General features: G+C 58.6%; 15 protein-coding genes. 8 read left to right on the top strand and 7 right to left on the bottom strand.

All coding sequences use genetic code 11. The features are described from left to right. Positions 1-350 precede the first annotated feature (350 nt). Positions 351-3,014, top strand: a complete 2,664-nt coding sequence (gene ppdK / locus FHW16_RS02640) for a pyruvate, phosphate dikinase (RefSeq protein ID WP_182547607.1) — start codon at positions 351-353, stop codon at positions 3,012-3,014. Positions 3,015-3,102: 88 nt separating this feature from the next. After that, entirely contained in the window at positions 3,103-3,855 is a 753-nt protein-coding gene (locus FHW16_RS02635; protein WP_182548886.1) for a polysaccharide deacetylase family protein, read from the top strand. Positions 3,856-3,920: 65 nt separating this feature from the next. Here the strand turns inward: FHW16_RS02635 and FHW16_RS02630 are convergent, their stop codons facing one another. Then, positions 3,921-5,129, bottom strand: a complete 1,209-nt coding sequence (locus tag FHW16_RS02630) for an MFS transporter (RefSeq protein WP_182547606.1) — start codon at positions 5,127-5,129, stop codon at positions 3,921-3,923. A gap of 158 nt (positions 5,130-5,287) precedes the next feature. Here FHW16_RS02630 and FHW16_RS02625 point away from each other — a divergent pair, with 158 nt between their 5' ends. Beyond that, positions 5,288-6,208, top strand: coding sequence for a LysR family transcriptional regulator (locus FHW16_RS02625; protein WP_348643840.1), 921 nt, complete (start codon positions 5,288-5,290; stop codon positions 6,206-6,208). 7 nt (positions 6,209-6,215) lie between these two features. Here FHW16_RS02625 and FHW16_RS02620 read toward each other — a convergent pair whose 3' ends face one another. Beyond that, the gene (locus FHW16_RS02620; protein WP_210278005.1) at positions 6,216-7,325 is read right to left on the bottom strand and encodes a calcium:proton antiporter; all 1,110 of its coding nucleotides are present in this window, start codon (positions 7,323-7,325) and stop codon (positions 6,216-6,218) included. 256 nt (positions 7,326-7,581) lie between these two features. Between FHW16_RS02620 and gnd the strand changes: the two genes are divergently transcribed. Beyond that, positions 7,582-8,604 carry a phosphogluconate dehydrogenase (NAD(+)-dependent, decarboxylating) gene (gene gnd, locus FHW16_RS02615; RefSeq protein ID WP_182547605.1) on the top strand — a complete coding sequence of 341 codons (1,023 nt, stop codon included), beginning with the start codon at positions 7,582-7,584 and terminating at the stop codon, positions 8,602-8,604. A 195-nt stretch (positions 8,605-8,799) separates the two neighbouring features. Further along, entirely contained in the window at positions 8,800-9,804 is a 1,005-nt protein-coding gene (locus FHW16_RS02610) for an OmpA family protein (RefSeq protein WP_182547604.1), read from the top strand. Positions 9,805-9,887: 83 nt separating this feature from the next. Here the strand turns inward: FHW16_RS02610 and FHW16_RS02605 are convergent, their stop codons facing one another. From FHW16_RS02605 to FHW16_RS02595, 3 genes are all read right to left on the bottom strand, one after another. Further along, positions 9,888-10,241 carry a hypothetical protein gene (locus FHW16_RS02605; protein ID WP_182547603.1) on the bottom strand — a complete coding sequence of 118 codons (354 nt, stop codon included), beginning with the start codon at positions 10,239-10,241 and terminating at the stop codon, positions 9,888-9,890. 197 nt (positions 10,242-10,438) lie between these two features. Continuing rightward, complete coding sequence (locus FHW16_RS02600; protein ID WP_182548883.1) at positions 10,439-10,789, bottom strand: hypothetical protein; 351 nt, start codon at positions 10,787-10,789, stop codon at positions 10,439-10,441. Positions 10,790-11,073: 284 nt separating this feature from the next. Continuing rightward, complete coding sequence (locus tag FHW16_RS02595) at positions 11,074-12,165, bottom strand: citrate synthase/methylcitrate synthase (RefSeq protein WP_182547602.1); 1,092 nt, start codon at positions 12,163-12,165, stop codon at positions 11,074-11,076. 87 nt (positions 12,166-12,252) lie between these two features. On the opposite strand from FHW16_RS02595, the gene FHW16_RS02590 reads away from it, so the two are divergent. Together FHW16_RS02590 and kdgT are read left to right on the top strand one after the other, a co-directional pair. Beyond that, positions 12,253-13,401, top strand: coding sequence for a citrate/2-methylcitrate synthase (locus FHW16_RS02590; protein ID WP_182547601.1), 1,149 nt, complete (start codon positions 12,253-12,255; stop codon positions 13,399-13,401). Positions 13,402-13,614: 213 nt separating this feature from the next. Further along, the gene (gene kdgT, locus FHW16_RS02585; protein ID WP_182547600.1) at positions 13,615-14,604 is read left to right on the top strand and encodes a 2-keto-3-deoxygluconate transporter; all 990 of its coding nucleotides are present in this window, start codon (positions 13,615-13,617) and stop codon (positions 14,602-14,604) included. 6 nt (positions 14,605-14,610) lie between these two features. Here kdgT and FHW16_RS02580 read toward each other — a convergent pair whose 3' ends face one another. Continuing rightward, positions 14,611-15,012 carry a GNAT family N-acetyltransferase gene (locus tag FHW16_RS02580; protein ID WP_182548882.1) on the bottom strand — a complete coding sequence of 134 codons (402 nt, stop codon included), beginning with the start codon at positions 15,010-15,012 and terminating at the stop codon, positions 14,611-14,613. 294 nt (positions 15,013-15,306) lie between these two features. Then, positions 15,307-16,233: an SDR family oxidoreductase gene (locus tag FHW16_RS02575; protein ID WP_182547599.1), complete on the bottom strand. Its 927-nt coding sequence runs from the start codon at positions 16,231-16,233 to the stop codon at positions 15,307-15,309. Between the two features lie 99 nt (positions 16,234-16,332). Here FHW16_RS02575 and FHW16_RS02570 point away from each other — a divergent pair, with 99 nt between their 5' ends. Next, positions 16,333-16,932 (top strand): TetR/AcrR family transcriptional regulator, encoded by a 600-nt coding sequence (locus FHW16_RS02570; protein WP_182547598.1) that lies wholly within the window; start codon positions 16,333-16,335, stop codon positions 16,930-16,932. Positions 16,933-16,949: the final 17 nt, after the last annotated feature.

The following is a 16,949-nucleotide window of genomic DNA, read 5'->3' as shown; positions in this document are numbered from 1 at the left end:
TCACGAGGGAGATTGAGGATTGCAGGCCCCTATATTCTGCAATGTTGCCCATTAGCATTCTGCAATGTCTCCAATTAGCCTTGCAGCACCACTCTCCCGCATGGTGAGCCTCACTCTCCCTCATGGTGAGCTTGTCGAACCACGAACCACGAACACTCAACCCGCCATGCAGTGCTTCAAGCTTGAAATGACGAAGGATTTCAAAGATTAACGCGGATTTACCCTGCTAATCGATTTGAATGGTGCAATGCAGCATTTTTTGATGGTGCTTCACGGGTCTATCGAATAGACCTTCTCCAGCGCTTTGTAGCGCATGGACGGCGGCATGGACGGCGGCATGGGAGGCTGCAATGGTGAAGTGGGTCTACACATTCGGTGACGGCAAGGCTGAAGGGTCTGCCAGCGATCGCAATCTTCTGGGTGGCAAAGGCGCCAATCTGGCCGAGATGTGCGCGCTTGGTCTGCCGGTTCCACCCGGATTTACCATCACGTCCGAGGTATGCAGCTGGTTTTATGACAATGGCCGCCACTATCCCGATACGCTCCAAGCTGATGTCAAGAAAGCGCTCGGCCATATCGCTGCGGTAACGGGCCGCGATTTTGGTGACCAGTCCAAGCCGCTGCTGGTGTCCGTGCGTTCCGGGTCCCGGGCGTCCATGCCCGGCATGATGGATACGGTGCTCAATCTTGGTCTGAATGACGAGACGGTGGAAGCCATCGCGCGCGAGTCCGGCGATCCGCGCTTTGCCTATGACAGCTACCGCCGTTTCATCCAGATGTATTCTGATGTGGTCATGGGGCTCGACCATGCGGTCTTCGAGGAAATCCTTGAGGATACCAAGGCCAATCTTGGCGTCGAGATCGATACAGCGCTCTCCGCCGAAGACTGGAAAGGCATCATTGCCCTCTACAAGGCCAAGATTGAGGAAGAGCTGGAAGAACCGTTCCCGCAGGATCCGGAAAAGCAGCTTTGGGGCGCGATCGGCGCGGTGTTCTCCAGCTGGATGAATGCGCGGGCTATCACCTATCGCCGCTTGCACAATATCCCGGAAAGCTGGGGCACCGCCGTCAATATTCAGGCCATGGTTTTCGGCAATATGGGCGAACGCTCGGCAACGGGTGTCGCCTTCACACGCAACCCTTCGACCGGCGAAAAGAAGCTCTACGGCGAGTTTCTCGTCAATGCGCAGGGCGAAGATGTGGTTGCGGGCATCCGGACGCCGCAGAACATCACGGAAGACGCGCGTATCGCTGCCGGTTCCGACAAGCCGTCGCTGGAAAAACTGATGCCGGCCGCCTTTGCCGAATTCTGCGCCGTGTCGGACCGTCTCGAGAAGCACTATACCGACATGCAGGATCTCGAATTCACCATCGAGGACGGCAAGCTGTGGATGCTGCAGACGCGATCCGGCAAGCGGACCGCCAAGGCCGCCCTGAAGATCGCCGTCGAAATGGCAAATGAAGGGCTGATCACGCGGGAAGAAGCCGTCCTCCGCATTGATCCGGCCTCACTCGATCAGCTGCTGCATCCGACAATCGATCCGTCGGCCAAGCGCAACGTCATCGGCAGCGGGCTTCCGGCATCGCCGGGCGCCGCCACGGGCGAGATCGTTTTCTCGTCGGAAGACGCGGAACAGCTGAAGTCGGAAGGCCGCAAGGCTATCCTCGTGCGCATCGAAACCAGCCCGGAAGATATTCACGGCATGCACGCGGCCGAGGCCATCCTGACGACTCGCGGCGGCATGACCAGCCACGCGGCGGTTGTGGCACGTGGCATGGGCAAGCCCTGTGTATCCGGTGCCGGTTCGCTGCGTGTCGATTACCGTAATGAAACCCTGCTGGCGGCTGGGGTACTCCTGAAAAAGGGCGATATCATCACCATTGATGGCGGTATCGGCCAGGTGCTCAAGGGTGCCGTTCCCATGCTTCAACCGGAATTCTCCGGGGATTTCGCCAAAATCATGGAATGGGCGGACAAGACACGCCGCATGAAGGTGCGCGCCAACGCCGATACTCCGGCGGATGCGCGCATGGCACGCTCCTTTGGTGCAGAAGGCATTGGCCTTTGCCGCACCGAGCACATGTTCTTTGACGGTGAGCGCATCCTCGCCATGCGCGAAATGATCCTTGCCGACAATGAAAAGGGCCGCCGTGCGGCGCTTGACAAACTTTTGCCGATGCAGCGCGATGATTTCAAAGAGCTTTTCGAAATCATGAATGGCCTACCGGTAACGATCCGGCTGCTCGATCCGCCGCTGCATGAATTCCTTCCCAAGACCGAGGAAGAGATCGCAGACGTTGCCGCTGTCATGAAAATCAGTCCGGACAAGCTACGCGAACGCACGGACAGTCTGCATGAATTCAATCCGATGCTCGGGCATCGCGGTTGCCGCCTTGCGATTTCCTACCCGGAAATCGCCGAAATGCAGGCGCGGGCCATTTTCGAAGCGGCATTGCAGGCTGCCAAAGCTACCGGTGCGCCGATCGAACCTGAGATCATGGTGCCGCTGGTTGGTCTTCGCGCCGAGCTCGATTTCGTCAAGGCCCGCATCGATGCGGTTGCTGCCGATGTAATGAAGGAAGCCGATATCAAGATCAATTACCTCGTCGGCACGATGATCGAGCTGCCACGCGCCGCGGTGCGTGCCCACTCCATTGCCGAGGTTGCCGAGTTCTTCTCCTTTGGCACCAATGACTTGACGCAAACGACCTTCGGCATCTCGCGTGACGATGCGGCCTCTTATCTGATGACCTATCAGATGAAGGGCATTATCGAACAGGACCCCTTCGTCTCCATTGACGTGGATGGTGTCGGCGAACTGGTGCGTATTGCGGTGGAAAAGGGCAGGGCGACCCGTCCGGATATCAAGCTTGGCATCTGCGGCGAACACGGCGGTGATCCAGCCTCGATCCACTTCTGCGAAGAGACTGGGCTCGACTATGTCTCCTGCTCGCCTTTCCGTGTGCCGATCGCGCGTCTTGCCGCCGCACAGGCTTCCGCGAAACAAAAGTAGCGTTGCTGCTTCTGTTTGCGGGAGGCATGCCGCATTTTGGACGTGATCTGCGCGCGTATCTGCGCGGAATTCTCAAAACCGGTGAAACATCGTGCGTTCAGCTTCTGCAATCATCGCTGCCCTTCTGCTTGTCATGCCTGCGGGGATCGCAACGGCCGGGAATCGCGCCTCTTTCGTGGAACCCAAACTGTATATTGCCAAGGGCGGTGCCGTATCGCCGCAAGTGGCGCTGACCCTCGATGCCTGTTCGGGCCAGACGGACCCGCGCATTCTCAATACGTTGGTCGAGAACCATATCCCGGCGACAATCTTCGTCACGGCCCGCTGGATGCGCCGCAACGCGGAGGCGCTCGCTGTCATGAGGGCGCATCCTGATCTGTTTGAACTGGAAAATCACGGCCTCAATCATATCCCGGCCATCGATAACCAGCCGACTATGTTCGGGCTGAAGACGGCCGGCTCCGAGGCGGCTATCCGCACCGAGATTCAAGGCGGCGTCGATGCCATGCTGGCATCAGCCGTCGCCAAGCCGGTCTGGTACCGCGATGCCACCGCCCGTTACAGCGACAACGGTATTCGTATTATCCATGACATGGGCTACCGCGTGGCCGGTTACTCGCTGAATGCTGACATGGGTGCTTCGCTGATGGCCGGACAGGTGGAAAAGCGCATATCCGCAGCCAAGGACGGCGACGTGATCATTGCCCATATCAATCAGCCGAGCCGGGTTGCCGGTGCCGGTGTTGCCAAGGGTATCCTGACTTTGCAGCAAAAGGGCTTCCGTTTCGTGCGCCTGCAGGATGTGACTGTCTCTGCCCAGCCGGTGCACTCCGGGGTCTAGTCCATCCCTATCCGTCATCCTCGGGCTTGACCCGAGGACCCATGACGGAGAGGGATATCAATTGTTCATTGCCCCGCAGCGACAACCGGAAAACCGTGGCTCCTTGCTCTGACGGCGGCGATGAAGGCGAGCGCAAGCATTGCCAGCAAAACCCATGAGAACGCGCTGACGCCGGTTGTTTCCAGCAGGAAGCCGCCGATGATGCCTCCACCGGCAATACCGATATTCCAGACTGTCACCATCATGGATTGCGCCACATCTGCCGCATCGCCGGCGGTTTTGGCCGATGCCGTCTGGAACAGGGTAGGCACCCCGCCATAGGTGATGCCCCAGATGGCGAAGCTGAGATAAACCATCGTGCTGTTGGCGGACCAGACAGCAAGGAATACGGCTGCCACGGCAAAGGCCGCGATGCAGATCAGCGTCAGTTCCCGCAACCAGCGGTCGATCATCATACCGATCATCCATGTGCCGAGAATGGCAGACAGACCGAACACGAAAAGCACTTTGTCGATGCTTCCAGCGAGCCCGGCGGGAACCAGAAACGGTGCGATGTAGGTATAGAGCACATTATGCGCCACAACATAGGTCAGCGTGACGAACAGCACGGCTTTGACGCCCGGGATGGCGAAGACGCCTGAAATCGGCAATTGCCTGCCTGCTTCCTGTCCGGGAAAATCGGGCAGTTTCCAGATTGTCCAGCCCACGAGCAGCACCGTCAGGCCGCTCATGATACCAAACGTATATTGCCAGCCTACGAATGCCCCGAGGAATGTCCCGGCGGGAACGCCGAGGGACAGTGCAAGAGGCGTACCGAGCATGGCGACGGCTATGGCCTTGCCCTTCATATGGCTGGGAACCATGCGCCCGGCATATCCCGCCACGAGGGCCCACAGCAATCCGGCGAAGACACCCGCGAAAAACCGTGCGCCGAGTGTGAGGGTATAGCTGGTCGAAACCGCCGTGATCGTATTGACGATGGCAAATCCGCCGATGGCGCTGAGCAGGAGCGGTTTGCGGCGCCATCCGCGCGTGGCCGCAGTCAGCGGGATAGCGGCAACCAGCGAGCCGAGGGCGTAGATGGTGACGAGCTGGCCCACCAATGATTCCGGCACCGCGAAACTTGCGCCCATCTGGGGCAATAATCCCGCGGGCAGGACTTCTGTGAGAACCGTGATGAATCCGGCCGCAGCAAGGGCGAGCAGCCCGCTGAGCGGCAATCGGCCGGAAGAGGCGGGAGAAGCCTCATCCAGCGATGTTGTTATCGATGTCATGTCTTTGCCTGTGTTGCGATTAAGGGACTGGCAGATCGAAGGACTATTTTGCTTGCGAGGCAGAGGTCTTCATCTGCGATGGAAAACCGAACCTAGGCATCTTCGCAAAATGGAAAAACGGGCTATAGTTCCTTTCACAAAGGACATTTTTGTCGGCAATGAAAAGAGTGCTGCAGATGGACAATCTTGGCTCGTGGAATGCCTTCATTCAGGCGGCGGAATATCGCAGTTTTGTAGCTGCCGGGCGACATCTTGGCGTCTCGCCCTCGGCCGTCGGCAAGTCCATCGCGCGGCTGGAGGAACGGCTTGGCGCCCGGCTCTTTCACCGGAGCACCCGCAGTATCACGCTGACACCCGAGGGATCACTCTTCCTCGAGCGCTGCCGCCGGATTTTCTGCGAGATCGAGGCGGCCGAGCTCGAACTGTCACAGGCGCACGAGGCACCTCGCGGCAAGCTGCGTGTCAGCATGCCGATTGCGGACAAGCTGATGATGCCTGTGCTTTCCGCTTTCATGCGTGCCTACCCTGATATCGAGCTGGATATTGACTGCTCGGACCGGCTGGTCGACGTGATCGAAGATGGCTTTGACGCGGTCCTGCGCACCGGCGAGCCAAATGATTCCCGGTTGATGACACGGGTGCTCGGTTCATTCCGCAAACGCCTTGTCGGATCACCGGAATATTTCAAGCGTATGGGCACACCGCAGATTCCGGAGGACCTCACGAACCATCAATGCCTGTTTTATCGGTATCCCACGACCGGGAAGCTGCAACCCTGGCCGCTGTCTCGCGATGGCAAGGATCTGGAACTCGACCTGCCTGCGACGATTATCTGCAACACATCTGCACCGCAGATCCACATGGCCAAGGAGGGATTGGGCATTGCCTGCCTGCCGGATTTCACCATACCGGGCGAACTGGAATCTGGAAGGCTGGTCAGTGTTCTCGAGGATTTTATCCCGTTTTCCGGCACATTTCGCGTGCTTTGGCCGTCGAGCCGTTATCTCTCACCCAAATTGCGGGTGTTCGTCGATTTTATCGCCGAACACCTTGATCTCGCGCCGATAAAGACCCCGTAATCTCAGATCAAGGGCTGAAGATCAGGACGAGATAAACGAAGAAGATCATCAGATGCACCGCGCCCTCGAGAATTGTCGTGCGCAGGCCGGAAAAGGTCAGCGTGCTCAGGATGAGGGTAACCGCGAGCAGCGTCATTTCGGTGGGCGACAGGCCGAGGATGGCGGTCTGACCGGTGAACAGGCTGATGGCAAGCACGGCAGGCACGGTCAGGCCGACAGTCGAGGTGGCTGCCCCGAGGCACAAATTGACCGCGCGCTGCAGTTCATTGCCCGAAACGGCGCGCAGCGCGGTGATGGCCTCGGGCGTGAAGACGATGGCGGCAATGAGCAAACCGCCCAGCGCAGTCGGAGCGCCGAAACTGGCGATGCCGTGATCGAGCAGTGAAGCAAGGCTCTTCGACAACAGCACGATCGGCAGGATATTCAGAACGAGCAGCAGCGTGTGGCGGCTTATGGCACCGGCGGGCTTGGCTTTGGGCGTTTCTGCTTCAGGCAAGACCTCCAGCGGCACTTCGTCGCCCTTGGGATAGACGAAGAAGTCACGGTGCCGCCCGGTCTGCAGCACGAGGAAAATCACATAGAGCGCGATGGTGAAAATCGAGAAAAACACCGACTGCACCACGGTCAGCGAGCCATTGCTCGTCGAGACCGTGAAGTTTGGCAGGATCAGGGGGATGACCGTCAGCGGAATGATGACAATGAGATAGGACGCTGCGCCCTGCAGATTATAACCCTGCTGGCCGTAACGCAGCCCGCCGATAAGCAGGCCAAGGCCAACCACGCCGTTCAGAACGATCATGAGTACCGCAAACATTGTGTCGCGGCCAAGCGTCGGTGCGTCTGAACTCAGCATGACGGCGCTGATCAGCACCACTTCAATGATGACGATGGAAAGCGTCAGAATAAGGGTTCCGAGCGGTTCGCCCAGCAGTTCCGCCAGTTCCTCCGCCTCATGCACGACCCCGAAGGCCGACCAGATAATGACGCCGAACAACCAGACAAACAGAAACGAAGCTTTCATCACCGAACTCAGATCGGCCATCCAGCCATATCCGAAAACGAGAAAGGCACCCACTGTTGCCCAAGCGACTATCAATCTGATCCATCCGGATATCATCGGCCCTCCTTCATCGGGTTGAGGTATTATTTCATCTTGCAGACCTATACAGGATTTTATCGGCGATTTTACGATTTTCTGATGCTTTATCAAAGATTTCGCGCGCTTTGCCGCTATTCGCGCACGTGCTGTCCGATGCAATCACGTGCTTATGACGCATCGCTCGCTTGTGTCGGCCGTCCGCTCTGCCTAACTTGCACCTGATGTGGAGCCGAAAGGTTCCCCGATGGATTGCAAACACTCCAAGGAGAATGAAATGCAGCTTGGCATGATTGGGTTGGGGCGCATGGGCGCCAATATGGCGGAGCGTTTGATGAAGCGCGGTCACGCCCTTGTCGTGAACGATACCCGCGCCGAGAGCATGGTGGAATTGCAGAAACAGGGCGCGACGGGCACCGTTGTGCTGAAAGAGTTTGTCGCGCTGCTGACCAAGCCGCGTGCGGTCTGGCTGATGCTACCCGCTGCCGTCGTTGACAAGGTCATTGCCCAGCTGGTGCCGCTGCTGGATGAGGGTGATATCATCATCGATGGCGGCAATTCCTATTATCACGATGATATCCGGCGGGCCGGCGAGTTGAAGGCCAAGGGCTTGCACTATGTCGATGTTGGCACCAGTGGCGGCGTGTTCGGGCTGGAGCGCGGTTACTGCCTGATGATCGGTGGCGAAAAGCCTGTCGTCGAACATCTGTCACCGATCTTTGCTTCGTTGGCGCCCGGCGGCAATGACGTCAACGCACAACCTGTCGCCGTAGCTGGCAAGAGCACGTCGGAACTGGGCTATCTGCATTGCGGCGCGAATGGTGCAGGCCACTTCGTGAAGATGGTCCATAACGGTATCGAGTATGGTTTGATGGCAGCCTATGCGGAAGGGCTGAACATTCTGCGCAACGCTGATATCGGTCTACGCACGCACGAGGTTGATGCGGAAACCACGCCGCTGCTGCATCCGGAGCATTATCAGTACAGTTTCAACCTGCCTGATATCGCCGAAGTCTGGCGCCGCGGCAGCGTGATCAGTTCCTGGCTGCTGGATTTGACGGCCGATGCCCTGCAGGACGATCCGACTCTGTCGAATTTCCAGGGCCGTGTTTCGGATTCAGGCGAAGGACGCTGGACGGCGATCGCTGCCATTGACGAAGCGGTGCCGACGCCCGTTCTCAGCGCCGCACTGCAGGAGCGTTTCAGTTCGCGCGGCAATGCCGACTTTGCCAACAAAGTGCTTTCGGCCATGCGCAGCGAGTTTGGCGGCCATGCGGAGAAGCCCGCTCCCAAGTCCTGACCTGCAGATCACGCGAACGGCGGCCAGATGGCGCCTCGCCGTTCGCGCCACACCTGTCATATGACAGGTGTGGCGGCACTCTGGCTTCTGCTAAATCCCCGTCATCGGACGAGGGATGCAAGGCAGGTGTGAACGCCTTGCTGTCAGATTTCTCGCTCGATGATGCTTGGTTCATCACTCTTTGAGAGAAATATCATGACAAAAGCCGACTTTTTCCACCTTTTCAGGGTCTTTGTGACTGCTGTGGCTGCATCCATATTCGCCGCGTCCTTTGCTCATGCGGCCGACAAGGCAGGTTGCAAGGATTTCCCCGGTATCAAGCGGTTTGAGGGTTCCTCGATCATGCTGTGCGACGGGCGCAACTTTGCCGAGTACACGCTGCCAACCGGCAAATGGGTCAAAGACGAAGAAGATTCAGCCAAGTCAGACTTTGCCAGCAAGGAAGCGCTGGAAGGCCGCCTCACGCAGAATGTCTATTCTGTACCGGCTGGCCCCTCTTCGGCCGAAGTATTCCGCAATTACGTGAGCGATTTACAGTCTGCGGGCTACAGCGTGTTGTTCCAGGCTAAGCAGGAAGAGACGCGTAACCTTGAGCAGGTCTTCGGAGAAAAAGGCCCCGGCGGCCAGTTGTTCGGGTATAGTCCTGACGAGGCGCGCTACGTCGCTGCGGTGAAGGAAGAGGGTGGGGTCAAAACGTACATCGCGCTTTACGTCATCGAGTTCGAGGGCGGCTATGTGCCGGAATTCGACGCAGTGAAGGGGCAGGTTTACGTGCGCCTTGACTCCCTCCAGGTTGGCAAGCTGACTGAGCAGATGGTTCTCGTCTCCGCTGCTGAAATCAACAAGGGCCTCGATACTTCAGGCAAAGTGGTGCTCTATGGCATCCAGTTCGACTTTAACAAGGCATCAATCAAGCCGGAATCCCGCTCGGCGCTGGACGAAATCGCAAAGTTCCTCAAGGAACAGCCGGGTCAGAAGGTCTACGTGATCGGCCACACGGACAATGTCGGCGGCTTCGACTTCAACATGCAGTTATCCAAGGCACGGGCGGCTTCCGTTGTCGCCGATCTGGTCAAGACCTATGGCATTGCGCAGGGCCGTCTGAAGGCCAGCGGAGTGGGTTTACAAGCACCTGTTGCCTCGAATGCTGACGAGGATGGGCGGGCTAAGAACCGTCGCGTGGAACTTCTTCCACAATAGTACCCGTTCAGCGTATGAAATCAGAAAAGGCGGCTCATGGAGCCGCCTTTTTGCATTATTGACGCGGGTCAGGACACTGGACCCTAGTTGCCTATGATGATCTCGGCGCGAGGCGCACCCATCGGATACCGATGACCATTATGGTGCCTGCGATAGACGCGGCGATCATCGCGTGATGCCCGCCAGCCGTGATCGCGATCGCGGCGGTTCATATAGACACGTCCATGATCTCGGCGGTCGCGACGATCCCAGCGGTCAGAACGGCGTTCCTTGTGACGCGGGCGGTACTCATCGTTCTGGTATTGAACTTGCTCGATTGCAGTGTTGGCCTTAGCGGCGGTTGGAGCCACGGGCATGGCAACGGAGGGCGCGATGGCCATGAGGCTGAGTGTTGCGCCAAACATTCCGGCGCAAACGGCGGACAATAATCTGTTCATGGATAACTCCTGTCAGGGCGGCATTCTCGGGAAGAGAAAAGGATCAACCCGCAAACTGGCTCGATCCAAACGCCAACCACTGCAACCTAACTCGCAGGGTTATCGATGGTTCCGGCTGGATTGAAAGTAAATGGCGGCAAACAAAGGCCATTCTTGCAGGAATTGACTTCCGTACAGGCTCCCGAAAGACCGGCCAGTCAGTTTGGTCGCACGCTCGCTTCCCGGTTGCAATCGCCGCCACAAGCATCCGGCGAGGCGAACTGCATGGTGAACACCTGGCCGCCAATGCCCTGTGCGAGCTCCGGCGATAATGATAGCGGAGTGCAGTCCTTGACGGCAGAGATGGCAGCGTCGACGAATGATTTGCGTGCCGCAGCATCATTGCCCTCAAAATCGATTGCCGTCGTTCGCGGCGGGCCGATCAGGGAACCATCGCGCTTGAAACTGAAGCGAAGGGTTACGGTTGATTTTTGCGAACCCGATGGTGCCGTCCAGCACGCCTGAAGTGCCTTGCCAACATCATCCATTGAGTTCAGTGGTCCGGCCATCGCATAGGGAGTGGTGGAGAGTGTGATGGCGAGTGCGAGAGATAGGCGATTGAGAAGCTGTGTCATGATCCCAGTTGCTCCTTTTGAAGGTCCGAAGACGGTGCACTTGAGTCCATGTGCAGAATATCACCAAAACGCCCTATGAGGGAGTAAAAATACTATCCAAGGTTGAGCATTACTGGTGGAATCACCAGTATTTACTGGGCTTTCCAATTTTCACACGAACATGTGATGGCGGGCCGCCATTTCTGACAGTATTCGCCATCACCGGGTTTTGAAAAAGCTCATGCCGCCTTGATCGGACGCGGGCCGACATAGCGGGATTGCGGGCGGATCAACCGGCCATGCTGGGTTTGCTCGCGCGCATGGGCGATCCAGCCGCCAACCCGTCCCATGGCAAAGACGCTGGTAAAGCTGTCTCTGGGAAAGCCGAGTGTTTCCAAAAGCAGCGCCGTGTAGAACTCGACATTCGTCTTGAGCGGACGGTCCGGCTTGCGCCGGGCGAGGATGCGTAGTGCTGCAGCTTCGACGCTCTCGGCGAGCTTGAATCGGCCTGCACCATGATTGCCTGTCCCGGCCAGCCGCCGCAACGCCTGCATCAATGCATCGGCACGGGGATCGCGCACCCGGTAAATGCGATGGCCAAAGCCCATCAGGCGCTCGCCGTCATCAAGAGCCTTTTCCAGCCAGGTCTCGGCATTATCCGGTGCGCCTACGGCGTCGAGCATGTCGAGAACCGGTCCCGGCGCGCCGCCGTGCAGCGGGCCCTTGAGCGCACCCAACGCGGCAAGCACGGAGGAAACCAGTCCCGCATGGGTGGATGCCACCACGCGCGCTGCAAATGTCGAGGCATTCATGCCGTGGTCGCTGACCGTGACAAGGTACGTATCAAGTGCAGCCGCTTCCTGTGGCGTGATCGTCCGGCCGTGCAGCATGTGCAATATGTCGGCGGCATGGTCGAGCGAGGTGTCAGGCGCCACGGGTGCCTGACCCTTCTTCAATCGGATGACAGCCGGTGTGAACACTGCGGGTGCTGCGATCAGGCGCAGGGCTGTGGCAAGCTCATCGCCATCAGCAAACTGGGCAGTCAGAGCACGCACCGCATCGGTGACCGGTAGTTTAAGCAACGGGGCATCGGCCTCAGGCAGGGTGCGGAATACTTCCTGCCGGGCAAGGCCGATCTGCATGCGCAGGCTATTCGCATCAAGCTTTTCGTCGAAGGCATCCGACAGCAGCAGTGCCAGCAATTCCTCATAGGTCACAACGCCGGCCAGTTCGTCCAGCGACCGGCCGCGAATGATCAATATGCCCCCAAGACCGTCAACATCCGAGAGTGTGGTTTCCGTGGCGATAACATCGTCAAGACCGTTTTTCATGGCAATCTCCAGTTTTCGTTTCGGGAATAAAATGATGTGCGCTATGATTGACGTCAATCTTGACGTAAATAATCAATGTGAGATCCGATGGCGTGGTTGACTGCATCTCAGGCTTTGGCGGCCCTTGGCGTTCAGCCGCAAACCCTCTACGCCAATGTCAGCCGGGGGCGAATTCAGGCAAAACCTGACCCGCAGGACCCGCGCCGCAGCCTTTATAAAAGCGAGGATGTCAAACGTCTGGCCGGACGAAAGGCTGGTCGGCGGACTGTCGCCAGCGTGGCTGCGGAGGCGATCGGCTGGGGCGATCCAGTCTTGCCATCGAGCATCTCGACCATTGCCGACGGGCGTTTGTGGTATCGCGGCAAGGACGCGGCGGTACTGGCGGCTACATCGACGCTCGAACAGGTTGCCGCGCTGTTGTGGGAGACGGGGGAGGTCCCGGTACCAGCTTCAGCCCATCCTGTGCCCATGCCGGACCGTCCGCTGGAGGCGGCAATGATCACCCTTGCCCGTCGTGCAGCGATGGATCTGCCAGCCTATGGCCGTTCGCGTGCCGTGCTCGTGGTCGAAGCGTCGGACATTTTTGGTGAAGTCGTTTCGGCGATGCTTGGCGCTGACAATGCCGCCGGTCTCCATGTCCATGCCCGGCTGGCGTGGGTCTGGAATGCACCCGACGCGGAAGATTGCATCCGCCGTGCGATGATTCTGCTTGCGGATCACGAACTCAATGCATCAACCTTTGCGGCGCGGGTGGCCGCTTCGACCGGGGCTCCGCTTTCGGCAAGCATGCTCGCCGGGCTTGCCACATTGACGGGTCCGCTACATGGCGAAGCCTATCTCAGTGTCCAGGCGCTGGTTCGAACCGCACAGGCCACCAGCCCCGGTTTTGCCGTACGCGAATTATTGGCGCAGGGCAGGGCCATTCCTGCCTTTGGGCATCAGCTCTATCCCAATGGAGATCAGCGGGCCGTCGCACTGCTCACACAGTTCAAACCGGGCGATGTCTATCGCGAGATTCGCGAGGTAACGGAAATGCTGACCGGAGAACAACCCAATGTTGATTTCGCTCTTGCGGCCATGACCGATGCCTTTGGTTTGCCCTCGTCCGCGCCTCTCGTGCTCTTCGCCATCGCTCGTTCCGTCGGCTGGATCGCGCATATTCTGGAACAGCAATCGATGAACCAGCTCATCCGTCCGCGTGCCCGTTACACCGGGCCGCCCCTGTCCCTGTCATGAAGGGAGTTCGCCCGGAATAGATTTGCCAGAAAGTCCATTTGCCAGACCACGCGATATCAGGGGCATTCACCACAATTTGTTTCGTCGGAAAAAGCATACCGGCGTAGACCAGCATGCATGATCCCCGATGATTCCGGTATGGCGAAGCTGCTTCAGAGCAAATTCTGATCATGGCAGACGGGGAGGCGTGATGAAATGAGGATGGAGGAAACTATGCAAATCAAGCGGGCTGTTGAGCGCGTACCAGGTGGATTGATGTTGATTCCCCTGTTGCTGGGAGCGCTATGCAAGACATTTGCGCCCGGTGCGGGCGCTTATTTCGGGTCTTTCACCAACGGCATGATCACCGGCACGGTCCCAATCCTCGCGGTCTGGTTTTTCTGTATGGGGGCAACAATCGATCTGCGGGCAACGGGGACTGTCCTGCGCAAATCCGGTACGTTGCTCGTCACCAAGATGCTTGTGGCATGGCTCGTGACGCTCATCGCCATGCGGTTCATTCCGGAGGGCGGCATCACCACCGGTCTGCTGGCAGGCCTATCCGTGCTGGCATTGACGACATCCATGGACATGACCAATGCCGGTCTCTACGCGGCGCTGATGCAGCAATACGGCTCCAAGGAAGAGTCTGCGGCCTATGTGCTGATGTCGGTCGAATCCGGCCCGCTGATGAGCATGCTGATTCTCGGTGCAACCGGTGTTGCAGTGTTTGAGCCGCACCTGTTTGTCGGGGCGGTTCTGCCGTTTCTGGCCGGTTTCCTGCTCGGCAATCTTGATCCGGAGCTGCGCACGTTTTTCGGCCGCTGCACGGGTCCGCTCATTCCGTTCTTTGGCTTCTCCCTCGGCAACAGCCTTGATCTGCACGTCATCCTGACTGCGGGTGTGGCTGGTCTGCTATTGAGCGGATTTGTTGTCGTGGTCACAGGCATTCCCCTGATGATTGCCGACGTTGTCATCGGACGCGGCAACGGTATTGCCGGCCTGGCAGCTTCAAGCACCGCCGGTGCTGCCGTGGCGAACCCGTTTCTGATCGGCGAAATGATTCCCCGCTTCAAGCCTATTGTGCCCGCAGCGACAGTGCTCGTCGCCACCGCCTGTCTGGTGACCGCCATCATCGTCCCGATCCTGACGGCGATGTGGGCGAAGCACGTTGGGGTGAAGACGCAGCCACCGGAACCCGATCTGATCGAGGTCAGCCATTAGGTTCGTTCACAGGGCCAGCTTCATGCCCTCATGGCTGGCCACAAAACCCAGCGCCTCATAGAAACGGGCCGCATCGGGCCGGGTCTTGTCGGTAGTCAGTTGTACCAGTCCGCAGCGGCGTTCGCGGCAGGCATCGATGGCCCATTCAAACATGCGGCGGCCCAGGCCACCGCGCCGGTGCGTTTCGGCAATCCGCACGCTTTCGATCTGGCCGCGCCACATGCCGGTGCGCGACAGTCCCGGAATGAAGGTGATCTGGGCGCAACCGACAACCTGCTCTCCTTCTGCTGCTACAACCAGAAGCTGGTTCGGATCGCTGTCGATGGCGGCAAAAGCGGAGAGATAACGCGCATCGACGGGATCGGAGACGACTTCGCGCTGGCTGCCCAATGGATCATCGGCAAGCATGGCTATGATCGCGGGGAGGTCAGCTTGAGTGGCTTTGCGGATGAGAGTATCGGTCAATACTGATCTCCTGAGTTCAGGTGGAAAGTAAGATACTGCTAAGTTGGATTGCAGAACCAGTGTGCGTGGTTCGACAGGCTCACCATGAGGGAGAGTGAGGATTGCAGGGAGTTATATTCTGCAAAATTTCTGAATCCCGCAACGGTTCAGATTGGCTTTGCAGCACCGCTCTCCATCATGGTGAGCCTGTCGAACCACGAACCACGCACACTGGTTCTGCAACGGCTTTGATACGTCTCACTCGACAGTATCAAACCCAACCCCCGTCAAACGCTCTGATACCTCCCACAATCTTGCAGCCGCGGCGGTATCTTTTGCCTGTGGCATGACCTTGGCTGGTTCCGGCGATCCCTTCAATTCGTAGAACCAGTTCGGGCCGTAGTAGCCACTGCCCGTTGCAGCGGGAGAAGTGGCGGCAAACAGCGTCGGTAGCGAGCCGTCGGCGGCGGAATGGCTGGCAAGAGGCTGGAGCAGCATGCCGATCCTCGACAGAAGCCCGTTCGCGCCGGGTCCATTGGCGATGAGTTCGGTACGGGCATAGCCGGGATGCGCCGCATTGCTCATCAGGCCCCAGCCGGCGGCATCGCTGCGACGCTGCAGCTCGAAGGCAAACATCAGCATCGCCAGTTTCGACTGACTGTAGGCCGGCCACGGCTTGTAGGTCTTCTGCCATTGCAGGTCATCAAAGTGAATTTTGCCACTGCGATGGGCCAGGCTGCTCAGATTGACCACGCGCGGCCCGTCGCCTTTAACGAGCAGTGGCAGCAGATGCGCCGTGAGGGCGAAATGGCCGAGATAATTCGTGCCGAACTGCAGCTCAAAGCCATCGCTGGTCACCTGCCGGGTTGGTGGTGTCATCACACCCGCGTTGTTGATGAGCAAATCAAGGCTTTGCCGCTGCTGCCGCATGCGATCGCCGAAAGAGCGCACCGATACGAGACTGGCAAGGTCGAGTTCCTCAAAACGAATGTCCGCACCGGGAACAGCGGCCTTGATCTGCGCCACCGATGCGGCGCCCTTCTTGCCGTTGCGTCCGGCAAGAATGATCTCGCCGCCTGCCCGGGCGAGTGCCAGTGCTGTTTCATAGCCAAGGCCGCCGGTGCCGGTGACAATGGCGGAGCGGCCGCGCTGTGAAGGAATATCCGAAAAAGTCCAGTCTGCCATGATGCGTACTCGCGTTGATGATCGTAGGCATTAAATATGCACTCAGTGCAAATTTGCAAGTAGGGCAATTATTTGCCATAAGATGCGCCGGAGACAGACATGACAGACACCCCTGGAACGGAAGAAGGATTGCGGGCGCGCAAGCGGCGGGAAACACGCCAGCGGATTGCCGAGGCGGGATTGCGCCTTTTCCTGAAGAATGGATTCGAAGCCACGACGCTGGATGCCATTGCGGCGGCGGCGGATATTTCGCGCCGGACGTTTTTCCATTATTTCAGTTCCAAGGAAGAGGTCGTCAATGCGTTTGAAAGCAGCGCCGATGAGGCATTTCGGGCCGCCATTGCAGACGAGCCACTGGATGAAGCGCCGCTTGATGCGGTCCGCAACGCCTTTCTCAAGGTCATAGCCAGTTACGAAACCAAACAGGCTATCGCCATCGACGGCCTGTTACGCTCGACCGAGGCTTTATGTGCCCGCAAGCAAGCCAATTATGCGCGCAAGGAACAGATGCTGTTTGAGGCTCTGAGCGCGCGCTGGCCGGATCCGGAGAGGCGCGCAAGCCTGCGGTTGGTGGCCATGGTTGGTGTCGGGGCATTGCGGCTTGCGGCAGAAACGTGGAGCATCGAGCAGGGGCGACGGCCGCTGGGTGATTATCTGGAAGAGGCATTCCGCGGCTTGCGAACCGAAATCACCACCTGACCAATCCGGTAGCGTCA

The sequence above is a fragment of the Phyllobacterium myrsinacearum genome (genome assembly GCF_014138285.1).
GTDB classification, from domain to species: Bacteria; Pseudomonadota; Alphaproteobacteria; order Rhizobiales; family Rhizobiaceae; genus Phyllobacterium; species Phyllobacterium myrsinacearum_A.
Note: the sequence above shows the minus strand (reverse complement) of the source record. Positions and strands in the feature narration are given on the sequence as shown.